The 24,905-nt window shown below is 72.1% G+C and carries 18 protein-coding genes; 5 read left to right on the forward strand and 13 right to left on the reverse strand.

Annotation, left to right across the window (positions count from 1 at the left end; genetic code table 11):
* Positions 1 to 16: 16 nt before the first annotated feature.
* Positions 17 to 1,288 (reverse strand): cytochrome P450 family protein, encoded by a 1,272-nt coding sequence (locus tag BKI49_RS15335; RefSeq protein ID WP_095934831.1) that lies wholly within the window; start codon positions 1,286 to 1,288, stop codon positions 17 to 19.
* Between the two features lie 591 nt (positions 1,289 to 1,879).
* Here BKI49_RS15335 and BKI49_RS15340 point away from each other — a divergent pair.
* On the forward strand, positions 1,880 to 3,085 hold the full coding sequence (locus tag BKI49_RS15340) for a globin domain-containing protein (RefSeq protein ID WP_095934832.1): 1,206 nt from the start codon (positions 1,880 to 1,882) through the stop codon (positions 3,083 to 3,085).
* Positions 3,086 to 3,481: 396 nt separating this feature from the next.
* On the opposite strand, the gene BKI49_RS15345 is transcribed toward BKI49_RS15340, so the two are convergent.
* The 6 genes from BKI49_RS15345 to BKI49_RS15370 form a co-directional block, all read right to left on the reverse strand.
* Positions 3,482 to 4,543, reverse strand: a complete 1,062-nt coding sequence (locus BKI49_RS15345; RefSeq protein ID WP_095934833.1) for a nucleoside triphosphate pyrophosphohydrolase — start codon at positions 4,541 to 4,543, stop codon at positions 3,482 to 3,484.
* 185 nt (positions 4,544 to 4,728) lie between these two features.
* Positions 4,729 to 5,388, reverse strand: a complete 660-nt coding sequence (locus tag BKI49_RS15350) for a SurA N-terminal domain-containing protein (protein ID WP_095934834.1) — start codon at positions 5,386 to 5,388, stop codon at positions 4,729 to 4,731.
* A 156-nt stretch (positions 5,389 to 5,544) separates the two neighbouring features.
* On the reverse strand, positions 5,545 to 6,372 hold the full coding sequence (locus BKI49_RS15355) for a glycoside hydrolase domain-containing protein (protein WP_095934835.1): 828 nt from the start codon (positions 6,370 to 6,372) through the stop codon (positions 5,545 to 5,547).
* 310 nt (positions 6,373 to 6,682) lie between these two features.
* Positions 6,683 to 8,170 (reverse strand): serine/threonine-protein kinase, encoded by a 1,488-nt coding sequence (locus BKI49_RS15360; protein ID WP_306453554.1) that lies wholly within the window; start codon positions 8,168 to 8,170, stop codon positions 6,683 to 6,685.
* Positions 8,171 to 8,208: 38 nt separating this feature from the next.
* Positions 8,209 to 8,826 carry a hypothetical protein gene (locus BKI49_RS15365; protein WP_095934837.1) on the reverse strand — a complete coding sequence of 206 codons (618 nt, stop codon included), beginning with the start codon at positions 8,824 to 8,826 and terminating at the stop codon, positions 8,209 to 8,211.
* Between the two features lie 349 nt (positions 8,827 to 9,175).
* Positions 9,176 to 11,206, reverse strand: coding sequence for an N-6 DNA methylase (locus tag BKI49_RS15370; protein ID WP_095934838.1), 2,031 nt, complete (start codon positions 11,204 to 11,206; stop codon positions 9,176 to 9,178).
* 302 nt (positions 11,207 to 11,508) lie between these two features.
* On the opposite strand from BKI49_RS15370, the gene BKI49_RS15375 reads away from it, so the two are divergent.
* Positions 11,509 to 12,219, forward strand: a complete 711-nt coding sequence (locus tag BKI49_RS15375; protein ID WP_095934839.1) for a hypothetical protein — start codon at positions 11,509 to 11,511, stop codon at positions 12,217 to 12,219.
* A gap of 68 nt (positions 12,220 to 12,287) precedes the next feature.
* Positions 12,288 to 13,037 (forward strand): hypothetical protein, encoded by a 750-nt coding sequence (locus BKI49_RS15380; RefSeq protein WP_095934840.1) that lies wholly within the window; start codon positions 12,288 to 12,290, stop codon positions 13,035 to 13,037.
* A gap of 30 nt (positions 13,038 to 13,067) precedes the next feature.
* Here BKI49_RS15380 and BKI49_RS15385 read toward each other — a convergent pair whose 3' ends face one another.
* Positions 13,068 to 13,811 (reverse strand): GNAT family N-acetyltransferase, encoded by a 744-nt coding sequence (locus BKI49_RS15385; RefSeq protein ID WP_095934841.1) that lies wholly within the window; start codon positions 13,809 to 13,811, stop codon positions 13,068 to 13,070.
* Positions 13,812 to 13,977: 166 nt separating this feature from the next.
* Entirely contained in the window at positions 13,978 to 14,703 is a 726-nt protein-coding gene (locus tag BKI49_RS15390) for an HNH endonuclease family protein (protein WP_095934842.1), read from the reverse strand.
* Positions 14,704 to 14,863: 160 nt separating this feature from the next.
* On the opposite strand from BKI49_RS15390, the gene BKI49_RS15395 reads away from it, so the two are divergent.
* Complete coding sequence (locus BKI49_RS15395) at positions 14,864 to 15,043, forward strand: Rv0909 family putative TA system antitoxin (protein WP_095934843.1); 180 nt, start codon at positions 14,864 to 14,866, stop codon at positions 15,041 to 15,043.
* Positions 15,044 to 15,260: 217 nt separating this feature from the next.
* On the opposite strand, the gene BKI49_RS15400 is transcribed toward BKI49_RS15395, so the two are convergent.
* On the reverse strand, positions 15,261 to 16,196 hold the full coding sequence (locus tag BKI49_RS15400) for an SCO6745 family protein (RefSeq protein WP_257004802.1): 936 nt from the start codon (positions 16,194 to 16,196) through the stop codon (positions 15,261 to 15,263).
* A 296-nt stretch (positions 16,197 to 16,492) separates the two neighbouring features.
* Between BKI49_RS15400 and BKI49_RS15405 the strand changes: the two genes are divergently transcribed.
* Positions 16,493 to 17,068 (forward strand): TetR/AcrR family transcriptional regulator, encoded by a 576-nt coding sequence (locus BKI49_RS15405; protein WP_257004806.1) that lies wholly within the window; start codon positions 16,493 to 16,495, stop codon positions 17,066 to 17,068.
* A gap of 118 nt (positions 17,069 to 17,186) precedes the next feature.
* Here BKI49_RS15405 and mfd read toward each other — a convergent pair whose 3' ends face one another.
* The 3 genes from mfd to BKI49_RS15420 form a co-directional block, all read right to left on the reverse strand.
* Positions 17,187 to 20,717 carry a transcription-repair coupling factor gene (gene mfd, locus BKI49_RS15410; RefSeq protein ID WP_095934845.1) on the reverse strand — a complete coding sequence of 1,177 codons (3,531 nt, stop codon included), beginning with the start codon at positions 20,715 to 20,717 and terminating at the stop codon, positions 17,187 to 17,189.
* A gap of 604 nt (positions 20,718 to 21,321) precedes the next feature.
* Positions 21,322 to 23,889: an ABC transporter permease gene (locus BKI49_RS15415; protein ID WP_095934846.1), complete on the reverse strand. Its 2,568-nt coding sequence runs from the start codon at positions 23,887 to 23,889 to the stop codon at positions 21,322 to 21,324.
* On the reverse strand, positions 23,886 to 24,674 hold the full coding sequence (locus tag BKI49_RS15420) for an ABC transporter ATP-binding protein (RefSeq protein ID WP_095934847.1): 789 nt from the start codon (positions 24,672 to 24,674) through the stop codon (positions 23,886 to 23,888). Before BKI49_RS15420 ends, BKI49_RS15415 begins: the two co-directional genes overlap by 4 nt.
* Positions 24,675 to 24,905: the final 231 nt, after the last annotated feature.

Consider the following 24,905-nt stretch of genomic DNA (forward strand, 5'->3'; position numbering starts at 1 on the left):
CCGTTCCGCGGCATGCCTACCTGATCGGCGTGAACTCCACCGGAAGCGTGCGCAATCCACGCATAATGAGGCCGCCGCGCCAGCGCAAATCGGCCGGATCCCCCGCGAGTTGCAGATCGGGCAGGCGGGTGAGGAGCGTGGCGAGCGCGGTCTGCCCCTCCAGACGGGCGAGCGGCGCGCCGAGACAGTAGTGAAGGCCGTGGCCGTACCCGAGGTGCTGGTTGTCACGCCGGGACAGGTCGAGCGTGTCCGGCTGTTCGAACCGTGCGGGGTCACGGTCCGCAGCCGCCAGGACGACGAGGACGGGGTCGCCGGGCGCGATGTCCTGCCCGCCGATCCGCACGGGCTCCGTGGCGAACCGCCAGGTGGCGAGTTCGACCGGCCCGTCGTAGCGCAGGAGTTCCTCGACCCCGGTCTCGAGCAGTCCCCTCTCCCCCGCGGCGAGGGAGGCCTGGAGGCGGGCCCGCTGCCCGGGGTGGGTGAGGAGGGCGTAGGTGCCGTTGCCGATGAGGTTGACCGTAGTCTCGAATCCCGCGAAGAGCAGGATGAACGCCATCGCGGCGGCCTCGTTCTCGGTGAGGTGCTCGCCGTGGTCGGAGGCGCGGATGAGTCCGGAGATGAGGTCCTCGCCGGGTGCGGGATGGTCGGGCAGCGCCTCCCGCTTGCGATGGATGAGGTCGGCCAGATAGCCGCGCATCTTCTTGACGGACCGCGCCACCCCGCCCCTCGGCCCCCCGCCGTGCCGGATCATCATGCCCGCCCAGTCCCGGAAGTCGTCCTGGTCCTCGCGGGGGACGCCGAGCAGGTCGCAGATGGCGTAGATGGGCAGCGGGAACGCGAAGTCGTGGATGAGGTCCGCGGAGCCCTCGGCCGCGAACCGGTCGATCAGCCGGTCGGTCAGTTCCTGCACGCGCGGCGTGAACTCGGCCACCCTGCGCGGGGTGAACGCCTTGCTGACCAGCCGCCGCAGCCGGGTGTGGTCCGGCGGGTCGATGTTCAGCAGATGGGTCATCAGCTCGGCCTTGCGCTCGCCGGGGATGCCCGTCTTCCCCTTGGCGTGGGCGGGTTCGTCGTGATGGGCGGGGTTCTTGGACAGCCGCTGGTCGGCGAGCGCCTGCCGGGCGTCCGCGTACCGGGTGACGAGCCAGGCCTCCACGCCGCTGGGCAGCCGGGTCCGGTGCACCGGGGCGTGCTCCCGGAGCCAGGCGTACGCCGGATAGGGGTCGGTCGCGAACTCCCAGGTGAAGAGTTCGGGGGCGGGGCTGGCGGAGGCGTGGGGCTCGGTCACTCCCCGACGGTATCCGCAGCGCCCGGAGGTGCCGGGACCGACCGGCGGCGGGGGCGGCCGTCGTGGCACGCACCGGCCGCGCGCACGCTCCCGCGACAGCGGACGGCTCGCGTCCCGCGCACGGTCCGGGTCCTCCGCCGCCGCGGCACGGCCGGGGCCGGCCGGCCGGGGCCCCACCTGCACCGGGCCAGGAGGCCGCGCGTACCCGACGGGGAACCATTCCCACCGGGCCGGCAGCAAGGCCGGGGGCGGCCCTCCGGGGCCCCGCCTGCACCGGACTCGGGCGCCGCGCGCACCCGACGGGGAACCATTCCCACCGAGCCGACCGCAAGGCCGGGGGCGGCCGGCCGGGGCCCGCGTGCGCCTCGCGCGGGCGCCGCGCGCACCCGACGGGGAACCATTCCCACCGAGCCGACCGCAAGGCCGGGGCCGACCGGCCGGGGCCCGCGTGCGCCTCGCTCGGGCGCCGCGCGTACCCGACAGGGAGCCGTTCCCACCGGGCCGGCGGGGTGCCGCGTTCCCTTCATCCGGACTGTCCGTAAATCGCCTGCTGTTTGACCACGCGGCTCGACGAGTCCATACATTCGCGCGGTGGACCCCGAGATACTCCGATCCAGCTTCGCGGTCGTCGAGAGGCGCGCCGAGTTCGCGGTCAAGTACTTCTACTCCCATCTGTTCCGCCATCGTCCGGACCTTCGCGCGCTGTTCCCGCTGGACCTCCCGCGGGACATGGAGCGGCAGCGGGACCGGCTGTTCGCGGCGCTCACCCATGTGACGGAGCGGCTGGAGGACCCGGGACTGCCCGACTATCTGCGGGAACTCGGCCGTGACCACCGCAAGTACCTCGCCGAGCCCGAGCATTACGCGGCCGTCGGAGCGAGCCTGGTCGCCGCGTTCGCCGCCGTCGCGGGCTCGGCATGGAACGCGGAGGTCGAGAAGGCCTGGTGCGAGGCGTACGAGGCGATCTCGGACCTGATGCTCCAGGGCGCGTGGGAGGCGCAGCACCGCGGTGAACCGCCCTGGTGGGACGCCGAGGTGACCGCGAGGACGCGGCACGGCGACGACCTCGTCGTCCTCACCCTGCGGCCGCGACGGCCACTGCCCTACTCCCCCGGCCAGTACGTCGGCGTCAACGTCCCTCATCTGCCGGGCGTCTGGCGGCCCTACTCGCTGGCCAACGCGCCCCGCCCCGACCACACGGTGGATCTGCACGTCAGCCGGGTCGAGGACGGGGTGCTGTCCACCGCCCTCGTCCGGCAGACCCGGGAGGGCGACGTCCTGCGGCTGAGCGCGCCCGGCGGCGAGCTGACCCTACGCAGCTCCGTGGAGCGGCCCGTCACCCTCATCGCGGCCGGCACGGGCTGGGCTCCCGTGAAGGCGCTGCTGGAGCAGCTCGACGCGTCGCACGAGGCCCGGCTGTTCCTGGTCGCCCGCGACATCGAGCACCTGTACGGCCGTGAAGCCGTGGAGCGGTTACGGCACCGGCTGCCCCGGCTCGCCGTCACCTTCATCACGCCCGCGCCCGGCCGCCCGCGGACACAGGCGACCGAACGCCTCCTGACCGCGCTGGGCAACCGGGCCGGCTGGGCCCGGCACGACGTCTATCTGGCCGGTCCTCCCGAGCTCGTCGAGGAGGTCTGCGAGACCCTTCCCGCCCTCGGCACGCCACTGGAGCGGATCTTCCACGACGTACCGGGGCCGGCCGGGCAGCCCCGGCCCCTGGGCGCCGCGGAGTGGCTGCTCGGCCGCCCACGGCCGAGCTGGCACAACCCGTCGGGCCGCACGGCCCGGACGTGACTCCGATGCGGACGTGCCCCGGCCGGGACGTGACCCCGGCACGGCGTGCCCCGGCCGGGACGTGACCGCGACCCGGACGTGCCCCCAACGGGACGTGACTCGGATCCCTACGTGCCCCGCCGGCACGCGACTTCGATCCGGACGTGCCCCGGCCGGGACGTGACCCCGGCCCGTCGTGCCCCGGCCCGGACGTGACTCGGATCCCTACGTGCCCCGCTGGCACGCGACTTCGATCCGGACGTGCCCCGGCCGGGACGTGACCCCGGCCCGTCGTGCCCCGGCCGGGACGTGACCGCGGCCCGGATGGGACCGCTGGCCGTATGCGACCGCGGGCCGGTGGTCCGGCGGATGTGACCGCGACGCAGACATGGCCGCGGCCCGGTGCGCGCCGGTGGGTCAGTCGGCGTCGGGGGCGGAGCCCTCGGCCGTGCGGATCGCGTCGCGGTAGGCGCGTGCCGCCGCCCGCAGCGCCGCCTCCGGGTCGACTCCCTCGGCCTCGGCGCGCGCGGCGACGGCCAGCAGCTCGTACCCCACGCCCTCGCCGCGCGGCAGCTCGACGTCGAGGCCCGCCGTGCGCACCCTGGAGACCAGCTTCGTGGCCAGCGCCAGCCCGGGCTGACCCAGGGGCACCCCCTCGGTCACGGACGACCGCTGCTTCTCCACCGCCTTCGTGCGCAGCCAGTGCTCCTTGACCTCCTCCGGCGTCGTGGCCGTCTCCTCGCCGAACACGTGCGGATGACGGTGGATCAGCTTGGCGACGATGCCGCCGGCCACGTCGTCGATGGAGAAGGGCTCGGAGCCGTCCTCCGGCCGGCCCTCCTGCGCGATACGGGCGTGGAAGACGACCTGGAGGAGGACGTCGCCGAGCTCCTCGCGCAGCTCGTCGCGGTCACCCGCCTCGATCGCCTCGACGAGTTCGTACGCCTCCTCGATGCCGTACTTGGCGAGGCCCTCGTGGGTCTGCCGGGACGACCAGGGGCACTCGGCACGGATGCGGTCCATGACCTGGACGAGGTCGAGCAGCCGCGCGCCCGGCAGATCGTACGAGGCGGGCAGCAGCTCCAGGTCCGGCATCCGTATGCGGCCGGAGCCGGCCAGCCGGGCCAGGCCGTCGGTGAGCCGCGGCTCCCCCTCGCCGGTGGCGACGACGACCACGGTGCGGCCGCCGGCGCAGGCGTCGACGAGGTCCTGCGCGGTCGGGGCTCCTTCATCGACGGTGACGCCGGCGTCGCGCAGATACGGCAGCTGGGGATGCGTGCCGTCGGCGCACACGACCTGGTCGGCGTCGCGCAGCACCTGCCAGGCGGGCCAGGAGAGCAGGCCGGGCGCCACCCGGTGGCTGGTGGTGAGCAGGACGACACGGCCCGGGTCGGGGGCGGTCGGGCCGTCGGCGGCGGCCGGGTCGCCTTCGGGGCCGGGAGCGGTCGGGGCGCCGTCGAAGCTGCTGGTTGCGTTCACCCCTCGAACGTAACCCACGCCGCCGACGGCCCGGACAGTTGTCCACAGGCTGTGGGCGGCCGTACGGCCGGCGTTCGCGAGCCGTCCGGCCGAACCGTACGGCCGGGCCGTCCGGGGTGCCCGGCGCCACCATCTCCGGGCCCCGCGGCCCGGCCCGGCACCGGCGCGTCCGGGCCGGCGGGCCGCTACGCGGTCTGCTGGGTGCCCGCCGCGGTGACCTCGCGCAGCCAGGGCGTCTTCGCGTCGACGCGGCTGCTCTTCTGGACGTCCCAGGCGCCGTAGCGCGGGTTCAGGTCGACGTCGAGCTGCTTGGAGGCGGCCGACATCGCCTTCCAGAAGGCGGCCTTGCCCTCGGTGGTGTTCATGTCGGCGCCGAGGGCGGAGGCCAGCTTCTGGGCCTCGATCTCGGTGCGCAGGCTGTCCTCCAGGCGCTGCGGCGCCACCCCGTACTGCTGGAGCCAGGCCGTCTCCAGGGCCTTCGCGCCGCCCGCCTGCTGTTCGAGGGCCGTGCGCATCTGCTGGGTGTCCTTGCGGGTCACGGTCACGCCCGCGTTCTTCGCGGCACGGTCGAGGACCCGGTCGAGGACCATGCTGTGCAGGGTGTCGCGGGTGAGGCTGCCGGTCTTCGCGACGGCCTGCTCGTACTGGGCGTCGTCCTGGGTGGCGGCCCGCTGCGCGTCGCGCACCTCGTTCACCCGGCTCTCCAGCTGCGCGACGGTGATCCGCTGGCCGCCGACGACGGCGGCCGCGCCCGGATGCGCGTCGCCACCGCACGCGGTGAGGAGGGGTGCCGCGGCGACGATCGCGGCGGAGAGGACGAGCGCGGTGCGACGGCGGCGGTGCAAGGAAGCCTCCCGAGGAGATTGTGCGACGGTGCACAAAGTCTTGCGGTGATCGATGGTAGGCAGTGGCCCAGCTCTCGGCCACCCTTTCGACCAACGATTCGCCCGGCCTTCGGGCACCGTCTCACTCTCACACGGGCATCACGTGTCACACGGTCGTCAGCCCGTGATCGCCACCGGCGCGTCCCACGCGTCCCGGTCCACGGTGATCGCGTAACCGCCGCGGGACTCCTTGCTGTTCACCATGTACTGGTGGGCGCGACTGTGGTTCGTCCACCGGTCGGCGGCGAACGGCCAGTCGGCGGTCGTGGTGTTCTGCTTGTCCCACAGCGCGTACCAGAGGTTGCCCGGCAGGTCCGTGCGGTCGCCCGCCTCGGCGACCGCCTTGGCGCTGGAGCTGCGGAAGCCGTAGAAGCCGGTGCGGTACGTCTTGGCGTGCAGCGCCTTGTCGAAGGCGCGCACATAGGTCAGCACGGCGTCGTTGCACGCCTTGTTCGTCGTGTCGTACGCCTCCATGTCCAGGTAGACCGGACTGCCGGCTTTCATGCCGAGGGCGGACGCCTTGGCGACGGCGTCCGCGCCGTCGGCGGCGCCGAGGGACGCCGCGGTGGACGCGGTGATCTTCTCGGGGCTCGTCCCGCTCTGGCAGGACGGCTGCGCGCCGACGTACAGGGGGATGAGTTTCCAGCCCATCGTGCTGACCGATTTGACCCAGGACGCGGTGAGGTCGGGCTGGCTGCATCCTCGGTTCTTGCCGCCCACGTAGACGGCGGCCGCGCCGTAGCAGCCGGTGTGCCACGCCTTCATCGCGGACAGCGAGGGCGCGGCGCAGGTGTCGAAGGCGCGCCCGGTGAAGGTGCGTTGCGCGGGCCAGGCGGTGGCGGCCATCGAGGTCTGCGCGGCGATCCCCGCCCCGGCGGCCACGGCGGCGCCGGCCACCGCCCATGCCACGTATCTGCGCTTCCTGGACTGCCGATGGCTGGACATGAATTTCCCACCCCATGGTTCGAATGACGGGTGCGCGCGGCACGGACCGCGCGCGGCGCACGGGCGACGGAGCGGCACGCGGACGGCACGTCACCCTCTCGTCCGGCGCGCCACGCGTGCGGCGGGCCCACGCGTCCGACCGCACGCGCATGTCACGCAGGCGCGTGTGGCGCAGGCGCGTGTGGCGCAGGCGCGTGTGGCGCACGAAAACGGATCGCAACGTGTCCGGCCGTGCCCCTCCGTTCGGGAAACCCGGCACCTTGATCATCACAAGCTTCGGCCAAGGTGGCGCAAAGAGTGCGGTGCGGTGTCAGCCCCGGACCTGGCCCAGCCACTCCAAGGTGCGGCGGATCTCCGCCACCATCGGATGCCCGGACCCGCGCAGCCGCTCCACGTCGTGCAGCAGCCGCGCCAGCGTGTCGTGGGCGGCGCCCCGGTCGCCGAGGGCGAGCAGCAGGTGGCCGATACGGCGGCGCACCTCCAGGGAGATCTCCGGGTCCCCGGCGACGTACTGGTTCTCGTAGTACGGCAGCAGGGCGCGGTACTCCGCGAGCGCCGCGGCGGGTTCACCGAGCTGCTCCAGGCACTGCGCGGCCTCGTAGCGGAAGCGCAGCGACTGCGGGTCGGCCTGGCCGGCCTCGGCGGCCCGCTCGTCGGCGAGCCGGCGCAGCTCGGGCAGGGCCCGCCGGTACTGGCCGTCGTCCATCAGCGTGGCCGCGTACTGCTTGCGCAGGGTCCGCACGACGGGCGAGTGCTCCCCGTGCTCGGCGGCGGCGGCCGGCAGGATCGACCCGAGGATGTCCACGGCCTGCGTGATGCGCCCCTCGCCCAGCAGCCGCTTCACCTCGTCCACGGCACCCGCGACATCGGCCCGCTCCACGGCGGGCGGGGCCTGCGGCTGCGGCTGCGGCGCCGGGATGCGCGCCCGGTCCGGCCATGGCGCGTGCGGGCGCAGGAAGGGGCGGGTGGGGTCGAGCGGGGCGCCGGTGGGCATACCGCGCGCGGGCAGCAGCGGCAGCAGCTGCTCGTACGTCTCCTGCGCCGAACCCGGCCTGTGCTGCGGGTCCTTGGACAGCAGCCGCAGCACGAGGCTCTCCAGGGCGGGCGGCACCTCGGGGCGCAGCCGGCGCACCGGGAGCGGCGGCTCGTAGAGGTGCCGGTGCAGCACGCCGAGCGCCGTCGAACCCGAGAACGGCACGTCCCCGCTGAGCAGTTCGTGCAGCAGCACGCCCAGCGCGTACAGGTCCGTGTACGGGCCGACGGCGCCGCCCATCGCCTGCTCGGGGGCCATGTAGGCGGGGCTGCCGATGGGTGAGCCGGTGTGCGTCAGACGCGTGGTGTCGGTGTCCATGACGGACGCGACGCCCAGGTCGAGGACGGTGACCGTGCCGTCCTGCTTGACCATCACGTTCCGCGGCTTCAGGTCGCGGTGCACGATCGGGACGGCGTGCACCGCGGACAGCACGGCGCACAGCTGCGCGGCGACCGCGACGGCCCACTGCCACGGGTAGGGGTCGTGCTCGGCGAGGTGGTCGGAGAGGTCGGCCCCGTCGACGTACTGCATGACGAGGAACAGCTCCTCGCCCTCGCTGCCCGCGTCGTGGACCGTGACCAGACCGGGGTGGTCGACCTGCGCCGTGACCCGGCATTCGCGCACGAAGCGGCGGCGCAGCTCGTCGGCCTCCTGGCCCGCGACCTTGTCCGGCCGCAGGAGCTTCACCGCCACCCGCCGGTCCAGACGCTGGTCGTAGGCCGTCCACACCTGGCCCATGCCGCCCTGCCCGATCAGCGTGGACAGCTCGTACCGGTCCGCGACCACACGTCCTGTCGCCACGCTCACCCCCGGTCCCTGCCGTCCCTGCCGTCGTCCTGATGTCCGTCGTGCTTGCGCAGATAGTCACTGAGCTCGTCGAGCTCCGCCCGCACCTGGTCGATCCGCGCGGGCGCGTGCCGCTGGGGCGGCGCCGTCGTCGCGGGCGGCGGCGTCGGCCGGGGCATCGGCGGCGGCGTGTGCGGTCCCTGGGTCTGCGGAACCGTCGTCGCGGTGTACGGGGACTGCGGGTAGCCGTACGCCTGCGGCGGGGGCTGGTGCGGTACGTAGCCCGGGAAGCGGAGCTGGTGGAAGTGGCGTATGTCCGCCGCCAGGTAGTACGCGATCTCGGCGACCAGCGAGCCGAGGAGCAGCGCCATGCCCGTCCAGCCGCCCGGCGTGTGGACCTCCTCGCCGGGCTCGGTGCCCAGCAGGACGAGGCTGAGGACCAGAGCCGCGATGGAGGCGACGAACAGCCCCCAGTCGACCGACTTCCGCGTCACGATCGCCAGGCGCAGCATCATCGTCCAGGCCAGCAGGCCGAGGGTGAACACGGAGATCACCACGAAGAACACGCGCAGGAAGACCAGCCACCCGGTAGGGGGTGGTGATTTCACCGGCTGCGCCTGGCCGTGGCCTTGCATGGCTGCTCCTGGAGGCCTGATGAGGACGGACGTACGAGTTCGGATCCGAGCGTATAGGCCGACAAGGACAAGCGGTTAAGGGTTGCGCCGAACCGTTGTCGTGCTGATCACATCGCGCCGTCCCGCAACACCCGCGCAGGCCACGACGGAAGTCCGCGTTCCGTCGGCCCGCCGTGCCCGGACCGACCGTCGGCTGCGCGCCGGACCGCCCGTCCGCGGTGGCCGGACCGCGCGCGGAGCCGATGAAACCCCTTGTGCGGAGCGGCCTCACCGCGTGCGCCGACCTGGCCTTCCCCGTGCCGGAATCCAACGGGCCGTCAGTGCGGCGCGCCATCAGTCCGCCGCGCCATCAGTCCGGCGCGACCGTCCCGTCCGTCAGGCCGTCGTACATGCCGCGCACCAGCTGCTCGCCGAGCCGGCCCGCGCGCCGCAGCGCGTCCTCGAACTCGGCCAGCGCGCGGAAGCGTTCGCCGTAGCGGCGCTGCTCGTCGAGCGGCAGCCTGGGCAGCTGGAGACGGCGCACGTCCAGCCTGGTCGCGGTGGACGCGTAGCTGCTGGCCTGCCGGTTGTTGGCGGTGCCGCGCAGGAAGCCGGCCAGGAACCACGGGTCGAGCGCGGCCGGGTCGGGCCGCAGGAGCGTGAGGTTGCGCCCCAGGGCGGCGCCCGCCGTGCGTTCGTCCACCACGCGCGCGACGGACCCTCCGCCGAGCACGGGCACGACGACGTCCCCCGCCTCGACCAGTACGGCTTCCTCCTCGCCCTCCGGCAGCGTCCCGGACGGGTCGGTTCCGGCGAGCACGTCGTGGTCGGTGAGCACCGGCACGCGCGCGGGCGCGCCGTTACCGCCCGTACGCAGCACCAGCGCACCCCCGCGGGCGAGTTCGCCGACGGTGATGAGGGGCCAGCGTGCGGGCTGGGCGCCCTGGGCCTTCGGGGGCGTCAGGTCGGCGGTGAGTCGCAGGGTCTCACCGAGCCGTTCCCGCACGCCGACCAGCTGCTCGGTGCCGCCGCCCGAGGCGGCGGGCGGCAGATGGCGGGCCGGCGCCAGGTCGACGTCGTCGTCGAGGAGTTCGATGACGGGTACCGCGCGGCTGAATCCCGGCTCCTCCCGCACGCTGCCGGTGCGCTCGAAGGGCCGCCACGCGTCGAGCACCGCCGTCCGCACGGCCTGCCAGTCCAGGCCGGCCCGCCCGTCGCCGGCCGACGCGCCGACGTCCACCAGCAGCAACTCGGGCTGCGCGGGCGCCTTCTCGGGACGGCGCAGCACCCACACGTGGAGCGGGATGTTGTACGGCGGCGCCGCTCCGACCGGCAGGGCGATCACCGCGCGCAGCGCCCCGCGGCGCAGCAGGTCGGCGCGGATACGGCGGCCCGAGCGGCGGGAGGCCGCGGCCGGGGGCATCAGCAGCACCGCGCTGCCGCCGTCCTTGAGGTGGGCCAGCGCGTGCTGCACCCAGGCCAGTTCCGACTCCGTACGGGCCGGGAAGCCGTACTCCCAGCGGGCGTCGTAGGCGAGTTCGTCGTGCCCCCAGTTGCGCTCGTTGAACGGCGGGTGGCACAGGACGGCGTCGGCCCTGAGCGCGGGATACGCGTCGGCGCGCAGGCTGTCCCCGGAGGCGGTGCGGACGGCGGCCTTCCCCTGGAGGGCGAGCCTCAGCGCGGACAGCGCCGCCAGTTCGGGTGCGCTGTCCTGCCCGTACAGCTCCTGGTCCGGTCTCGGCGCCACGGCCCGCAGGAGCGCGCCGGTGCCGCACGCGGGGTCGAACACCGTACGCGCCGGTCCCGCGAGCTCCGCCATCAGCGAGGCGAGGTCGCCCGGAGTGAGCGTGTACTGGCGCGGGTTGGCGTCCAGGTGCCGCCCCAGCAGGAACTCGTACGTCTGCCGCGCGCCCAGCTCGGCGGCGAGCTCGGCGGCACCGCGCAGGAGCGGGGCCGAGGGCAGCAGTTCGGGACCGGTCGGGGTGTGCACGGCGCGGTCGCGGGGCGCGCCGAAGCGGGGGGTGACGACCTGGTCGAGCGCGGCGGGCAGCAGTGCGGCGAGGCGCTCGTCGGAGCCCGCGCTCAGCTCCAGCCAGTCGGTGGGCCGGTCGTGGATGAGCAGCAGGACGCAGCCGGCGTGCACGAGGGCGGTGACCGGGCCCTGCGGGTGTCCGGCGAGCTGCTGCCAGACGCGTTCGCGCAGCGGGACCTCGGCGAGCTTGCCCTGCTCGCGCAGCCACGCCTCGACCTCGGCGAGCGCGAAGGAGGGGCTGGTCTCGGTGCCGCCGACGGGCTTGGGGAAGTCGGCGTGGCGCCGCCGCCAGTTGCTGACGGCGGCGCGGCCGACCCCGGCGAGCCGCGCGATCCCGGCAGCGGTCACCTCTGTCGCGTTGTCCTGCACCCGCCGGCTCCCCTCGTTCTGGTCTGTCGCGCCCGGGCCACGCGGCCCCTCGCCCTGTGCACCCATGCGGCCCCGGTCTTCGCGGCTCTGGTCCGTGAAGCGTCCTCGCCTGTGACGCCGAGCATACCGGCGTACGCAAGATCTACCCCTTCACAGGCGTGTACACATCCTTTCTCGTGAACTGTGTTGACTCGGTTCACACACTCTGTTCTTATTGACCCATCGAACGGGCGAGCCGCCGGAACGAGCCGGCAACTCCGTGCGTTCGAGGGATCTGTTCACAGCCAGGGGAGGGCACAGTCATGGGCATCAAGGCCAAGGTGGGTCTGGGAGCCGTGGTCGGCATCGTCGTCATCGGTGCCGTGTCGGCGAACGCCGGCAACAGCAACAGCGACAGCGAATCCAGCAACAAGAGCAAGGACACCACCGCCTCCGCCGACCACGAGTCCGGCAAGAAGGCGGACAGCAGAACGAGCGACAAGACGAAGAACGCCGACAAGAAGGCCGAGAAGAAGGCCTCCTTCGACGGCGACGGAGACTTCCAGGTCGGCTCCGACATCAAGCCCGGCACCTACCGCACCACCGGCAACGACGACGGCATGTGCTACTGGGAGCGCGCCAAGGACGCCTCGGGCGAAATGGACTCCCTCATCGCCAACGACAACGTCACCGGAACCAGCTACGTGACCATCAAGGCCGGCGACAAGCTCTTCAAGACCAGCAGCTGCAACGACTGGGAAGCCGTCGCCGCCAAGCCGTCCGGCTCACCCGCCACCCAGATCAAGGGCGACGGCGGCATGTTCCGCATCGGCGCGGACATCGCCCCCGGCACCTACAAGTCCACCGGCAACGAGGACGACGGCTGCTACTGGGAGCGCGACAAGGACGCCACGCACTCCATGAACTCGATCGTGGCCAACAACAACGTCACCGGCACGGCCGTCGTCACCATCAGCGCCAACGACAGCTACTTCAAGACCACCGGCTGCGGGGACTGGAAGAAGACGGGCTGACACCAGCCGCCCGCCGCCGTCCTCGCCCTCCCCCCACACCTCTTCACACCTCACACCAAGGAACTCTCATGCGTCGCACCGCACTTGCCGCCCTCTGCCTCGCCGCCGCGGCCACCGCGGGCCTCACCGGCTGCCTGCCCGGAGAGACGAAGGCGGACAGCAAGCCGAAGGGCCCCTTCGCCGGCCTCACCGGCGGCGAGATCGCCGACCGGGCCGTCAAGGCCACCACAGGCGCCACCTCGCTCCGCATGAAGGGCGACATCCCCGACGACGAGGACGGCGGCACGATCCGCATCGACATGGCCCTCGACAAGAAGGGCCGGTGCGCCGGCACCATGAACATGAACGGCCAGGGCAAGGCCGACCTCATCAAGAGCGGCGACACCATCTACATGAAGTACGACGAGAAGTTCCTGCGCGCCCAGGGCGAGGGCCAGTCCAAGTCCGAGACCGACGGAGTGGTGGCACTGCTCGCCGACAAGTGGACCAAGATGGCCGCCACCGGCTCCGACGCCAAGGACATCGCCGGCTTCTGCGACCTCGACAGCGTCCTCGGCGGCGCGGAGGACGTGAACTCCGACGCCACCCGCGGCAAGACCACCACCGTCGACGGCACCCCGGCGATCATCCTCCACGAGAAGGACGGCAAGGACCGCTACACCCTCTACGTCGCCACCGAGGGCAAGCCGTACGTGCTGCGCGTCGACAGCAGCTCCGCCAAGGACCCGGGCACGGTCACCTTCAGCGACTTCGACAAGCCCGTCCCCGCGCAGAAGCCCTCCGGCAGGATCCTCGACCTGGACAAGCTGTCCGGCTGACCCACCCCGGAACCACGCCGTACGTCGAGCTCACAGGGTGTGCCGCACCCACACATTGGGCTCGACGTACACGGCGTATCCGCGCGCCGGTTCACAGTGCACCGGCACCAGCGCGCCCGGCACCTCGACGAGGCCCGCCGAGTCGAAAGGCAGCCCCGTCCAGCCACGCCACTCCTCCAGCGACGCCGCCACCGTCATCGACGCCGGAGCCACCGCCTCGACGACACCGCCCGCCCGGGCATGGACACGCAGCCACGGATCGTGCGGCAGCCCGTCGGCACGCTCCCGGAACGCGTACTCCTCCATCGGCGCACGCGGCTCCAGATGCTTGGCACTTGGACGCACGGGCGCGACGACCTCGCCGAAACCGTGCGCCCGGGCGTTGTCCCGCATCGCGGAGAGCATCCGCGCCGACAGCCCGCCGCCCTGCGCATGCGGGGCGACGACGATCGAGACGGCACCGACCGTGTCCGGCGGCGTACCACGCCGCAGATCCGCGAACGCCCAGGACAACACCTCGTCCCAGCCCCGCGCGGGCAGCTCGCCCCGCTCCTCGTCCGCGAGGGCGAACGGCACGCTGTACGCGTGCGCCACCACACGTCCGTGCTCGTCCTCGGCGAACAGCACGTACTGCGGCAGCTCGGTGGCGATCCGCCCGTAGTGCGAGTTGCCCACCGGGTCGTGCAGCAGGAACTCCGGCCAACTGTCGGCCATCCCCACCACCGGCCCTAGCATCTCGGGACGTTCGGCAAGACTCGACACCTTCAGCTCCATGCCCGTCACCGTAGGCGTCGGTCCGACACAGCGAAACGGATTTCACGCCCGATATCGAGTTCCCTGGGGGGTGTGGGGTGTTCCGGAGGCTGGGCGATCCCGGGGACGGCGGGGCGGGGCGTTCCCGGGCGCGACGGGCAGATACGGACCGGCGCCCGGGACGCCGTCAGTTCGCGTGGAAGCGTGCCGGTGCGCTCGTCGGGTTGCCGCCCGAGGGAAGCTTCTGCCCGGGGCAGCCGGAGAGGACCTTCTTCATCGCCGCCTTCTCGGCACTCGTCACCCACAGCTCGTACTTCTTCTTCACCGCGACCTGCGCGGCGACATACGTACACCGGTACGCCTTGTTGGGCGGCAGCCAGGTCGCGGTGTCACCGTCGCCCTTGCTGCGGTTGGCGCTCGCGCCCACGGCACGCAGATTCATCGGGTCGTTGGCCAGCGCGATCCGCTTGCTCGCGTCCCAGTACTTGGCGCCCTTCTGCCAGGCGTCCGAGAGCGCGACCAAATGATCTATGTCGACCAGGCTGCGGCCACGGGCGAACTTCACGTCTTGACCGCCGTACGGGTCGGGGGTGAGGAGCCCGGACGACACCTTGCACGTGCCGTCGCTGAACTTCACGTCCTTCAGATCCCGCTTGAGGATGTCGTCCCGGGTGTCGCACCGGTTGGAGTCCGTGTCGGCCCAGGCCGTGCCGAACCGCTCCCGGCTGTATCCCGTCTTGGGTGCTCGCCCCTTGACGGTCAGCGAGTCCACGGCGGCGAGAGCCGCACCACCGGCCGCCGTCCCCTTCGCTCCCGGCGAGTCCTCGGTCCCCGTACGGCAGCCGGCGACACCGGTCCCCACGGCGAACATCATCAGTGCGGCCGCGACCGCCCCACCCCTCAGACGCACCACGACACCCCTCCCCGAGCTCCCCTGATCCGCCCCTGACGGGCGCGTTTTCCCAGTGCCCACCGTAGCCGCCGGTACTCCTCCCCCATACCTGCCCCCAACGGGCAATCGGTGCACCCCGGGCGTATCGTCGGTGGTGAGTCACCTCGGGAAGGAGCTCTGGATGGGCATCTTCGACAGGTTCAGGGGCCACGGACAGGACAAGGCCAAGGAAATGTCCGACGTGGCGGAGAAGAAGGTCAACGAGAAGACGGGCGACAAGTACACGGACCAGGTCGACGACGCGCAGCAGAGGATCGAAGGCGCGGCGGGCCTGAAGCGTGACCGCCCCGACCAGCCGTAACGCCAACGCCGAGGACTCAAGAAGCCCAGCGCCGGCCGGATCGACTGAACCCCCGCAACCCGAGCCGTCCGCCGAGACCGACACCATGAGGTCGGCGGGCGGCTTTCGGTGTGGGAAGGGGGCCGTCCGGCGGCCTTTTCGCTGTCCATCGGGGCCCCTCCCCCTCCCCTCCCCGCTCCCCCTGTGCTGCTGAGTGCCTGCCGGGCGTGCCCGCAGGTCACACCTTGCCGATGCCGAGGGTCGTCTCCGACGGGAGCAGGCCTGAGCCGAGTGCCGCGACCCAGAACTCGCCGAGCAGGTCGGCGAGATGGGCGGCGCCGTCCGGGCCGAGCGCGCGCCAGGGCGCGGCGGCGAGTTCGTCGGTGTGCTGTTCGACCTGGCGCCGCAGTTCGCGGCCGGCGGGTGTGGCGACGCCGTCCTCGTCCACCAGGCCCCGGGCGGTGAGGCGTTCGCGGGCGGCGGTCCATTCCTCCTGGCTCCAGCCGCGGCTTTCGAAGCGTTCCACGGAGGCCGCGCCTATCGCCGCGAAGGAGACGAGGGCTTCGACGGGGTCGAGGCCGGCGACGAGGAGTGCCGCGAGGTGGCCGTCGCCCCGGTGTTCGCGCAGGATCGTCGCCGCGTGCCACAACTGGAGGTGGGGGGCCTCGGGCCAGTCCGATTCGGCGTTGGCCGCGGCGAGGGGGCGGCCCGCGGTGTTCGCGGCTTCCGCGGCGCGGCGGGCGAGTGCGGCTGCCTCGGCGAGTTCGGGGGAGGTGATGCGGTCTCCGAATATCGCGCGGTAGGCGCGGTCGACGGCACGTTCTCGGGCGTTCAGAACCTGCTCCGGACTGGCGGTCTGCCAGGCGGACTTCATGTGTTCGGCGACCATGCGTGGGCTGAAGCTGTAGAAGGCGGAGGTGACGCGTTCGCTGCCGGCGGCGCCCAACGGGGCGGCGCGGTAGGGGAAGTAGCTCGGCCAGCGTTCCTCCGTGTCGTAGCCGAGGGCTGCGGCTTCCTCGAAGGTCTCCGGTGCGTAGTAGAAGACGGCGTGGAGGGGTTCGAGGAGGTGCCAGAGCTGGCGCACCCGTCCGAGCTCGACGTCCGTGCCGGCGCCCGCCCGGGCGGCTTCTTCGGTCTTGCTGGTTCCGCTGGTCGTGCTGACGCTCTCCGACATGACTCGTCCCCTCGTCACGGTCCGGCTCGATGCGTAACTTGACATTGACTAGATTGCCGGAGGAGGGGGAACTTGTCAATGCCTAGATTCCGCGTAGGCTTTTGAGCATGGCCGAGACCAGTAAGAACACCGGGACGAGCAGGACCGGCGGCACCGACGAGGCCGATGGGACCGCCACGGCAGCCGGGGCGACCGGGACCGCCGGTACCGCACCGACCGCCAGGGCCGCCAGGGCCGCCGAGACCACGGGGGGCTCAGGGGACACCGGGCCCCAACGCCCGTACCATCACGGCGATCTGCGGCGCGCGATCCTGCGGGCGGCGCTCGACGCCATCGCCGCCGACGGGCCGTCCGGGTTGAGCCTGCGCGACCTGGCCCGCAGGGCGGGTGTCTCGCACGCGGCCCCGGCCCACCACTTCAAGGACCGCACCGGCCTGCTGACGGCGATCGCAGCGGAGGGGTACGAGCTGCTCGCGGCCGCGCTCGCCGACGCCGACGACCTGCGGGACGCCGGCGTCCGCTACGTGCGCTTCGCGCGGGAGCACCCGGCCTACTTCCAGGTCATGTTCTCCCCGGAGCTGCTGCGGGCGAACGACCTGGAGCTGACGACGGCCAGGACCCTGGCGGGCGAGCGGCTGCGCAGTGCCGTCTCCGCCGTGCCGCAGGAGGGCCGGGGCCCCGACAGCCGCCTCGCCGGGGTCGCGGCCTGGTCACTGGCCCACGGCTTCGCGACGCTGCTCCTCAGTCACAACCTGGACGGCCCGGTGGGCGAGCAGGACCCCGACGAGGTGTTCCGCGCGCTCACCGGGATGCTGTTCCAGTCACGGCCGCGCGAGGACGGGGCGGCTTCACCGCAGCAGCCCCGGTCGTAGGAGCCCTGGGCCCAGGCGCACCGGGCCCAGGCGCACCGACCGTACGCACGGGCCGTACGCCCCGCGCCCGTTCGCCACCGGGCCCGTACGCTCTCGCGGCCGTACGCCCCCGCGGCCCCTACGACCCGAGGACCGACGCCAGGAACTCGCCCGTCCACCCGAGGAGTTCGCGTCCGACCAGCGGCTTGCCGCCGACCTTCGCGGTCTTGGGGCGGGGCACCAGGATCTGGTGGACGGCCGGCTTGATGACCGTCCCGGGGTAGAGCCGCTTCAGCCGCAGTTCCTGCGACTCGCGCAACTCCACCGGGGCGAAACGGATGTTGTTGCCCTGCAGGACGATCTCGCCGACCTCGCACGCCCGCGCGAGCATGCGCAGGCCGGCCACGAGGAGCAGGTTCTCGACGGGTTCGGGCAACTTGCCGTAGCGGTCGACGAGTTCCTCGCGGACGGCCTTGATGTCCTCCTCCGAGTTGGCGGAGGCGATGGAGCGGTACGCCTGGAGGCGCAGCCGCTCGCCGGGCGCGTAGTCGTGGGGGACGTGCGCGTCGACGGGGAGCTCGATCTTGACCTCCAGGGGCGGCTCCTCCTCGACACCGCCTTCCAGGGAGGCCCGGTAGTCGGCGACGGCCTCGCCGACCATGCGGACGTACAGGTCGAAGCCGACGCCGGCGATGTGGCCGGACTGCTCGCCGCCGAGGAGGTTGCCCGCGCCGCGGATCTCCAGGTCCTTCATCGCCACATACATGCCGGCGCCCATCTCGGTGTGCTGGGCGATGGTGGCGAGGCGCTCGTGGGCGGTCTCGGTGAGCGGCTTCTCCGGCGGGTACAGGAAGTAGGCGTAGCCGCGTTCCCTGCCGCGGCCGACGCGGCCGCGCAGCTGGTGCAGCTGGGAGAGGCCGAAGTTGTCGCCGCGCTCCACGATCAGCGTGTTGGCGTTCGAGATGTCGATGCCGGACTCGACGATCGTCGTGGAGACGAGCACGTCGTACTTCTTCTCCCAGAAGTCGACGACGACCTGTTCCAGCGTCTGTTCGGACATCTGGCCGTGGGCGGTCGCGATGCGCGCCTCGGGGACGATCTCGCGCAGCCGGGCGGCGGCGCGGTCGATCGACTCGACGCGGTTGTGGATGTAGAAGACCTGGCCCTCGCGCAGCAGTTCGCGGCGGACGGCGGCGCCGATCTGCTTCTCCTCGTAGGGGCCGACGAAGGTGAGGACGGGGTGGCGTTCCTCCGGCGGGGTGGTGATCGTGGACATCTCGCGGATGCCGGTGACCGCCATCTCCAGGGTCCTGGGGATGGGGGTCGCGGACATGGTCAGTACGTCCACGTTCGCGCGGAGCTTCTTGAGCTGTTCCTTGTGCTCGACGCCGAAGCGCTGCTCCTCGTCGACGACGACGAGGCCGAGGTCCTTGAACTTGGTCTCCGAGGAGAACAGGCGGTGGGTGCCGATGACGACGTCGACGGAGCCCTCACGCAGGCCTTCGAGGACGGCCTTGGCCTCCGAGTCGGTCTGGAAGCGGCTGAGTGCCCGCACGTTGACGGGGAACTGCGAGTAGCGCTCGGAGAACGTGCCGAAGTGCTGCTGCACCAGGAGCGTCGTGGGCACGAGGACGGCGACCTGCTTGCCGTCCTGGACCGCCTTGAAGGCTGCGCGCACGGCGATCTCCGTCTTGCCGTAGCCGACGTCGCCGCAGATCAGGCGGTCCATGGGGACCGTCTTCTCCATGTCGTCCTTGACCTCGGCGATCGTGGTCAGCTGGTCGGGGGTCTCCGCGTACGGGAAGGCGTCCTCCAGTTCGCGCTGCCACGGGGTGTCGGTGCCGAAGGCGTGTCCCGGGGCGGCCATGCGGGCGCTGTAGAGCTTGATGAGGTCGGCGGCGATCTCCTTGACGGCCTTCTTGGCGCGGGCCTTGGTCTTGGTCCAGTCGGCGCCGCCCAGGCGGTGCAGGGTGGGTGCCTCGCCGCCGACGTACTTGGTGATCTGTTCGAGCTGGTCGGTGGGGATGTAGAGGCGGTCGCCGGGCTGGCCGCGCTTGGCGGGGGCGTACTCGACGACGAGGTACTCGCGGGTGGCGCCCTGGACGGTGCGCTGCACCATCTCGATGTAGCGGCCGACGCCGTGCTGCTCGTGGACGATGTAGTCGCCGGCTTCGAGGGTGAGCGGGTCGATGGTCTTGCGGCGGCGGGCGGGCATGCGCGCGCCGTCCTTGCCGGCCGCCTTCTGCCCGGAGAGGTCGGTCTCCGTGAGGACGGCGAGTCTGAGCGCGGGGTCGACGAAGCCGTAGTCGATGGAGCCGCAGGAGACGTGGACCAGGGACGGGCTGATGTCGGTCAGCTCGGTGTCGAGGCGGGCGGCGATGCCTTCGCCGCCGAGGACCTCGACGGTGCGGGCGGCGGGGCCGTGGGCCTCGGTGACGAACACGGTGCGCCAGCCCTCGGCGAGCCAGCCCTTGGTGTCGGCGAGGGCGCGGGCGGTGTCGCCGCGGTAGGTCTCGGGGGCGTGCATGCCCAGCTTGAGGGTGTCCGCGTCGAGTTCCTCGTCGGCGGCGAACGGGGACACCGACCACCACATCATGTCCAGTTCGCGGGCGCGGTCCCGTACGTCGGCGATGGACCACAGGGATGCGGCGCCGACGTCGATGGGGGCTTCGCCGCCGCCGGCCGTCGCCGCCCAGGACGCCTGGAGGAACTCCTGGGACGTGGCCACGAGGTCGGCGGCCCGGGTCCGGACGCGCTCCGGGTCGCAGACGACGGCCATGGAGCCCTTGGGGAGGACGTCGAGGAGGAGCTCCATGTCGTCGACGAGGACGGGGGCGAGGGATTCCATGCCCTCCACGGCGATGCCCTCGGCGATCTTGCCGAGGAGTTCGGCGAGCTCGGGGTGGGCCTCGGCGAGGGCCGCGGCCCGCTGCCGTACGTCGTCGGTGAGGAGCAGTTCGCGGCAGGGCGGCGCCCACAGGCCGTGCTCGGCGACTTCGAGGGACCGCTGGTCGGCGACCTTGAAGTAGCGGATCTCCTCGACGTCGTCGCCCCAGAACTCCACGCGCAGCGGGTGTTCCTCGGTGGGCGGGAAGACGTCGAGGATGCCGCCGCGGACGGCGAACTCGCCGCGCTTCTCGACGAGCTCGACCCGGGAGTACGCGGCTGCCGCGAGTGCCTCGACGATGTCGCCGAGGTCTGCGGTCGAGCCGGTGCGCAGGGCGACGGGCTCCAGGTCGCCGAGGCCCTTGACCTGGGGCTGGAGCACGGAGCGCACGGGGGCGACGACGACGGAGACGGGGCCCGTGTCGGGGTCGTCGGTGCGCGGGTGGGCCAGGCGGCGCAGGACGGCGAGGCGGCGGCCCACGGTGTCGCTGCGCGGGGAGAGGCGTTCGTGCGGGAGGGTCTCCCACGACGGGTACTCGACGACTGTCTCGGACGGCAGGAGGGAGCGCAGGGCGGCGGCGAGGTCCTCGGCCTCCCGGCCCGTCGCGGTCACCGCCATGACGGGGCGGGCGGCGTCGCGGGCGAGGGCCGCGATCGCGAAGGGGCGGGCCGCGGGCGGGCCGACCAGGTCGACGTGCATGCGGTTGCCGTCGGTGGCGGCCTTCACCGCTTCCGCGAGGGCGGTGTCCTTGACGACGGCGTCGAGCAGACCGTGCAGGCTCATGAAGGGCTTCCATCCCAGGGTGGGCAACGCGAAGGGCCCGACACGTGGGACGGGCCGGGGGTCTCCAGCGTACGTCGCCGGGCTGGGCTGTGCCGGGGCTGTGGACAACGGCCCCGGTGACGGCCCGGCCCCGCCTGGACTGCGGGGTCTGTCGTAGCGCCGGCCGCGCGGTTGACGCCGGTCCCGTCGTGGTCCGGCCGGGCTGTGGACACCGGTCCTTCGTGGTCCGGCCGGGCTGTGGACGGCGCCGGCTTTCGCGTCCCGCGCGGGGCCTGTCCCGAGCAGCTCGGTGCGGTTCGACGTGGCCGGTCCTCGGGCAGGGCCCGTACCCGTGCCGGGCCGGTGCTCGTGCCGGGCCGGTGCTCGTGCCGGCCCCGTACCCGTGCCGGGCCGAGGAGTTCTCGCCCCCTCCGCCCCTTCCCGTCCCGTACCCGGGGGCTCCGCCCCCGGACCCCCGGATCGGCCTGGACGGCCTCGTCCTCAAACGCCGGACGGGCTGAGATCCCCCCGTACGGGAAAGGGCCGAGCCCGGTCCGGAGAGTGGTGCTCTCCGGACCGGGCTCGGCCTCATCCCCCGTGACCCCCGTGCACGGTGGCTGTCGGGTCAGTCGGTGGCAATCGCGTTCAGGACGTTCATCCTGCCCGCGCGGAACGCCGGGATCAGCGCGGCGAACAGGCCCACGAACGCGGAGCCGATGAAGACCCCGATGATGGTCGGCCAGGGAATGTCGAGGACGTTCAGGCCTTCGAGGGCGAGGAGCTTCTGGGCGGTGGCGCCCCAGCCCATGCCCAGGCCGAGGCCGAGGAGTGCGCCGAAGAGGGCGATGACCACGGACTCCAGGCGGATCATGCGGCGCAGCTGGCGGCGGGAGAGGCCGATGGCCCGCATGAGGCCGATCTCCCGGGTGCGCTCCACCACGGACAGGGCGAGGGTGTTCACCACGCCGAGGACGGCGACGATGATCGCGAGGGCCAGCAGGCCGTAGACCATGTTGAGGAGCTGGCCGACCTGGTCCTTCAGTTCCTGCTTGAAGTCGGTCTGGTCGCGCACCTGGTACTGCGGGTACGGCTCCATGGCCTTCTTCAGGGCCGCGTACGCCTCCTTCTCCTGGCCGTCCTTGGCCTTGGCGAACATGATCTCGTTCGGCGGGACGCGGTCCGCGGGAAGGTACTTCTTCATCGTCGCGATGCTGGTGTAGCGGGCGCCCTGGTCGATGGACGTGTCGTCGTCCGTGATGGCGGCGACCTTGAGCTTCGCGGTGGAGCCGTGGTCGAAGGCGACGGTGAGGGTGTCCCCGACCTTGACGTGGTGCTTGGTGGCGTAGTCGGAGCCGACGGACAGGGCGTCCTTGCCGTAGGCGGCCCTCAGCTCGCCGGCGGTGGTCTCGCGGCGCAGGTCGTCCGCGTAGGACGGGTCGGCGGCAGTGATGCCGCTGTCGTCGGTCTTGCCGTCCGGGGAGGTCAGCGTGGCCTTGATGTCCTTGTAGCGGGTGACGTGGGCGAGGCCGGGTGTCGTCTCCATGGCCTTCTCTGCCTGCGGGACGATCCGCTGGTTGCCCTGGACGATGAAGTCCGCGCCGACCGACTTGTCGAGCTCGCTGGTCGCCGAGGCCACCATGGAGGAGCCGACGACGGAGAGGCAGGCGACGAGGGCCAGGCCGATCATCAGGGCGGCGCCGGTGGCGCCGGTGCGGCGCGGATTGCGCAGTGCGTTGCGCTCGGCCATGCGTCCGACGGGTCCGAAGGCCCGCAGCAGGACCGCGCTGATCACCCGGACCACTCCGCCGGCCAGCAGCGGGCCGACGATGACGAACCCGATGAGGGTGAGGACCACGCCGGCACCCAGGACGAGGGAGCCGTCGCTCGCCTTGTCCGCGGTGGCCGCCGCGTAGAGGGCGGCGGCTCCGGCGCCGGTGAGGACCAGGCCGATCAGGCCGCGTACGAGGCCGGCCTTGCCGTCGGCGGGGGTGCCGGCGTCGCGCAGCGCGGCCATCGGGGAGACCTTGCCGGCGCGGCGGGCGGGGAGGTAGGCGGCGAGGACGGTGACGACGACGCCGAGGAGGAGGCCGACGACCGGGGTGGTCGCCTTGACGGTGAGGTCGCGGGTGGACAGTTCCATGCCCATCGACGACATGATCTTCATGAGGCCGACGGCGAGGCCGACGCCCGCGCCGACGCCGAGGATCGAGCCGAACACGCCGAGCAGGGTCGCCTCGACGAGGACGGAGCGGTTGATCTGCTTGCGGGACGAGCCGATCGCCCGCATCAGGCCGATCTCGCGGGTGCGCTGGGCGACCAGCATCGAGAAGGTGTTGATGATCAGGAAGATGCCGACGAGGAAGGCGATACCGGCGAAGCCGAGCATGGCGTACTTGATGACGTCCATGAAGGAGCCGACGTCGCTGCGGTTCTCGTCCGCGGTCTCCTTCTGCGTCTGCACCTTGTAGGTGCCGGCGCCGAGCGTCGCGGTCACGTCCTGCTTGAGGCGCGCGTCGGTGACGCCCGCCGCGGCGGTGACGTTGACGTGGGTGAACCGGCCGGTGGAGCCGAGCAGTTCACGCTGTGCGGTGGCGGTGTCGAAGTAGACGACGGCGGCACCGGGGTTGGTCACCTTGAAGGAGGCGATGCCGACGATCTTCGCCCTGAAGTCGCCGGTGACGGCGATGGTGCGCAGTTCGTCGCCCCTCTTCAGGTGATGCTTGTCGGCGGTGTCGGCGTCGACCATCACCTCGGTCGGTCCCCGCGGGGCACGTCCCTCGGTGATCTCCATCGAACGGAGGTCGTTGCGGGTCCAGTTGCCCGCGATCGTCGGGGCGCCGTTGCTGGAGCCCATGTTCTTGTTGTCGCTGTCGACGACGGTGACGTTCATCGAACTGACGGCACCCTCGGCGGACTTGACGCCGTCCGCCTTCTTCGCCTGCGCGAGCACGGAGGCCGGCATCGAGTCGGGCTTGCCGTTCTGCGGGGTGTCGTCGGACTTGGCGTCCTTCGGCGACACCGTCACGTCGGAGGAGGTGGCCGCGAACAGCTTGTCGAACGTCGTGTTCATCGTGTCCGTGAACACGAGCGTGCCGCAGACGAAGGCCACCGACAGCAGGACCGCCACGGCGGACAGCGCCATGCGTCCCTTGTGCGCGAAGAAGTTGCGCATCGAGGTCTTCAGGACGGTCATGACGTGCGCCCCCGGGCGTCGAAGTCCTTCATGCGGTCCAGGACCTGGTCGGCGGTCGGCTGGTACATCTCGTCGACGATGCGGCCGTCGGCGAGGTAGAGCACCCGGTCCGCGTACGAGGCGGCCACCGGGTCGTGCGTGACCATCACGATGGTCTGGCCGAGCTCGTCGACGGAGCGGCGCAGGAAGCCCAGTACCTCGGCGCCGGCCCGGGAGTCGAGGTTTCCGGTCGGCTCGTCACCGAAGATGATCTCGGGCCGGGCCGCCAGGGCGCGGGCCACCGCGACGCGCTGCTGCTGGCCGCCGGAGAGCTGGTTGGGGCGGTGCTTGAGGCGGCCGGCGAGCCCGACGGTCTCCACGACCTGGGCCAGCCAGGCCTTGTCGGGCTTGCGGCCCGCGATGTCCATCGGCAGCGTGATGTTCTCCAGCGCGCTCAGCGTGGGCAGCAGGTTGAACGCCTGGAAGATGAAGCCGATGCGGTCGCGGCGCAGCTGGGTGAGCTTCTTGTCCTTGAGGCCGGTGATCTCGGTCTCGTCGAGGTGGATCTGGCCGGAGGTGACGGTGTCGAGTCCGGCGAGGCAGTGCATCAGCGTGGACTTGCCGGACCCGGAGGGGCCCATGATGGCGGTGAACTGACCTCGTGCGATGTCCACGTCGATGTGGTCGAGGGCGACGACGCGGGTCTCCCCGGACCCGTACGCCTTCACGACCTGCCGCGCCCGCGCGGCAACGGCCGTACGCCCTCCAGTGCCCCCGTGCCTGGGAATGGTCACAGCCGATGTCACGGTATGTCTCCTATGTCGGTCGGCAGTGGTGTCTGCCGGATCTGAGTCCTGGACGAAGTGCGTCTGGCTACGTCGGTAAGTCTGGTGGCGGCGGGGGCCCCGGCGCTCTGGTGCCCGGCCCAGTCTTCTGCTGGGGAAAACCCCACCCCCGTGGGTGCGGTCCGTACGACCGGACGCGCTCCCCAGCGGCGTAAAGCCAGGTTAAGGACGCATCCCCGCCCGTCTCGTCCT

Origin of the sequence: Streptomyces sp. Tue6028, from assembly GCF_002300165.1 — a bacterium.
Taxonomy (GTDB): Bacteria; Actinomycetota; Actinomycetes; order Streptomycetales; family Streptomycetaceae; genus Streptomyces; species Streptomyces siamensis.

Excerpts from the sequence above, each read along its gene's own strand:
- BKI49_RS15355 (WP_095934835.1), bottom strand. The coding sequence starts at position 6,372 with ATGTCCAGCCATCGGCAGTCCAGGAAGCGCAGATACGTGGCATGGGCG.
- BKI49_RS15365 (WP_095934837.1), bottom strand. The coding sequence starts at position 8,826 with ATGCAAGGCCACGGCCAGGCGCAGCCGGTGAAATCACCACCCCCTACC.
- BKI49_RS15375 (WP_095934839.1), top strand. The coding sequence starts at position 11,509 with ATGGGCATCAAGGCCAAGGTGGGTCTGGGAGCCGTGGTCGGCATCGTC.
- BKI49_RS15380 (WP_095934840.1), top strand. The coding sequence starts at position 12,288 with ATGCGTCGCACCGCACTTGCCGCCCTCTGCCTCGCCGCCGCGGCCACC.
- BKI49_RS15385 (WP_095934841.1), bottom strand. The coding sequence starts at position 13,811 with ATGGAGCTGAAGGTGTCGAGTCTTGCCGAACGTCCCGAGATGCTAGGG.
- BKI49_RS15395 (WP_095934843.1), top strand. The coding sequence starts at position 14,864 with ATGGGCATCTTCGACAGGTTCAGGGGCCACGGACAGGACAAGGCCAAG.
- BKI49_RS15400 (WP_257004802.1), bottom strand. The coding sequence starts at position 16,196 with ATGTCGGAGAGCGTCAGCACGACCAGCGGAACCAGCAAGACCGAAGAA.
- mfd (WP_095934845.1), bottom strand. The coding sequence starts at position 20,717 with ATGAGCCTGCACGGTCTGCTCGACGCCGTCGTCAAGGACACCGCCCTC.
- BKI49_RS15415 (WP_095934846.1), bottom strand. The coding sequence starts at position 23,889 with ATGACCGTCCTGAAGACCTCGATGCGCAACTTCTTCGCGCACAAGGGA.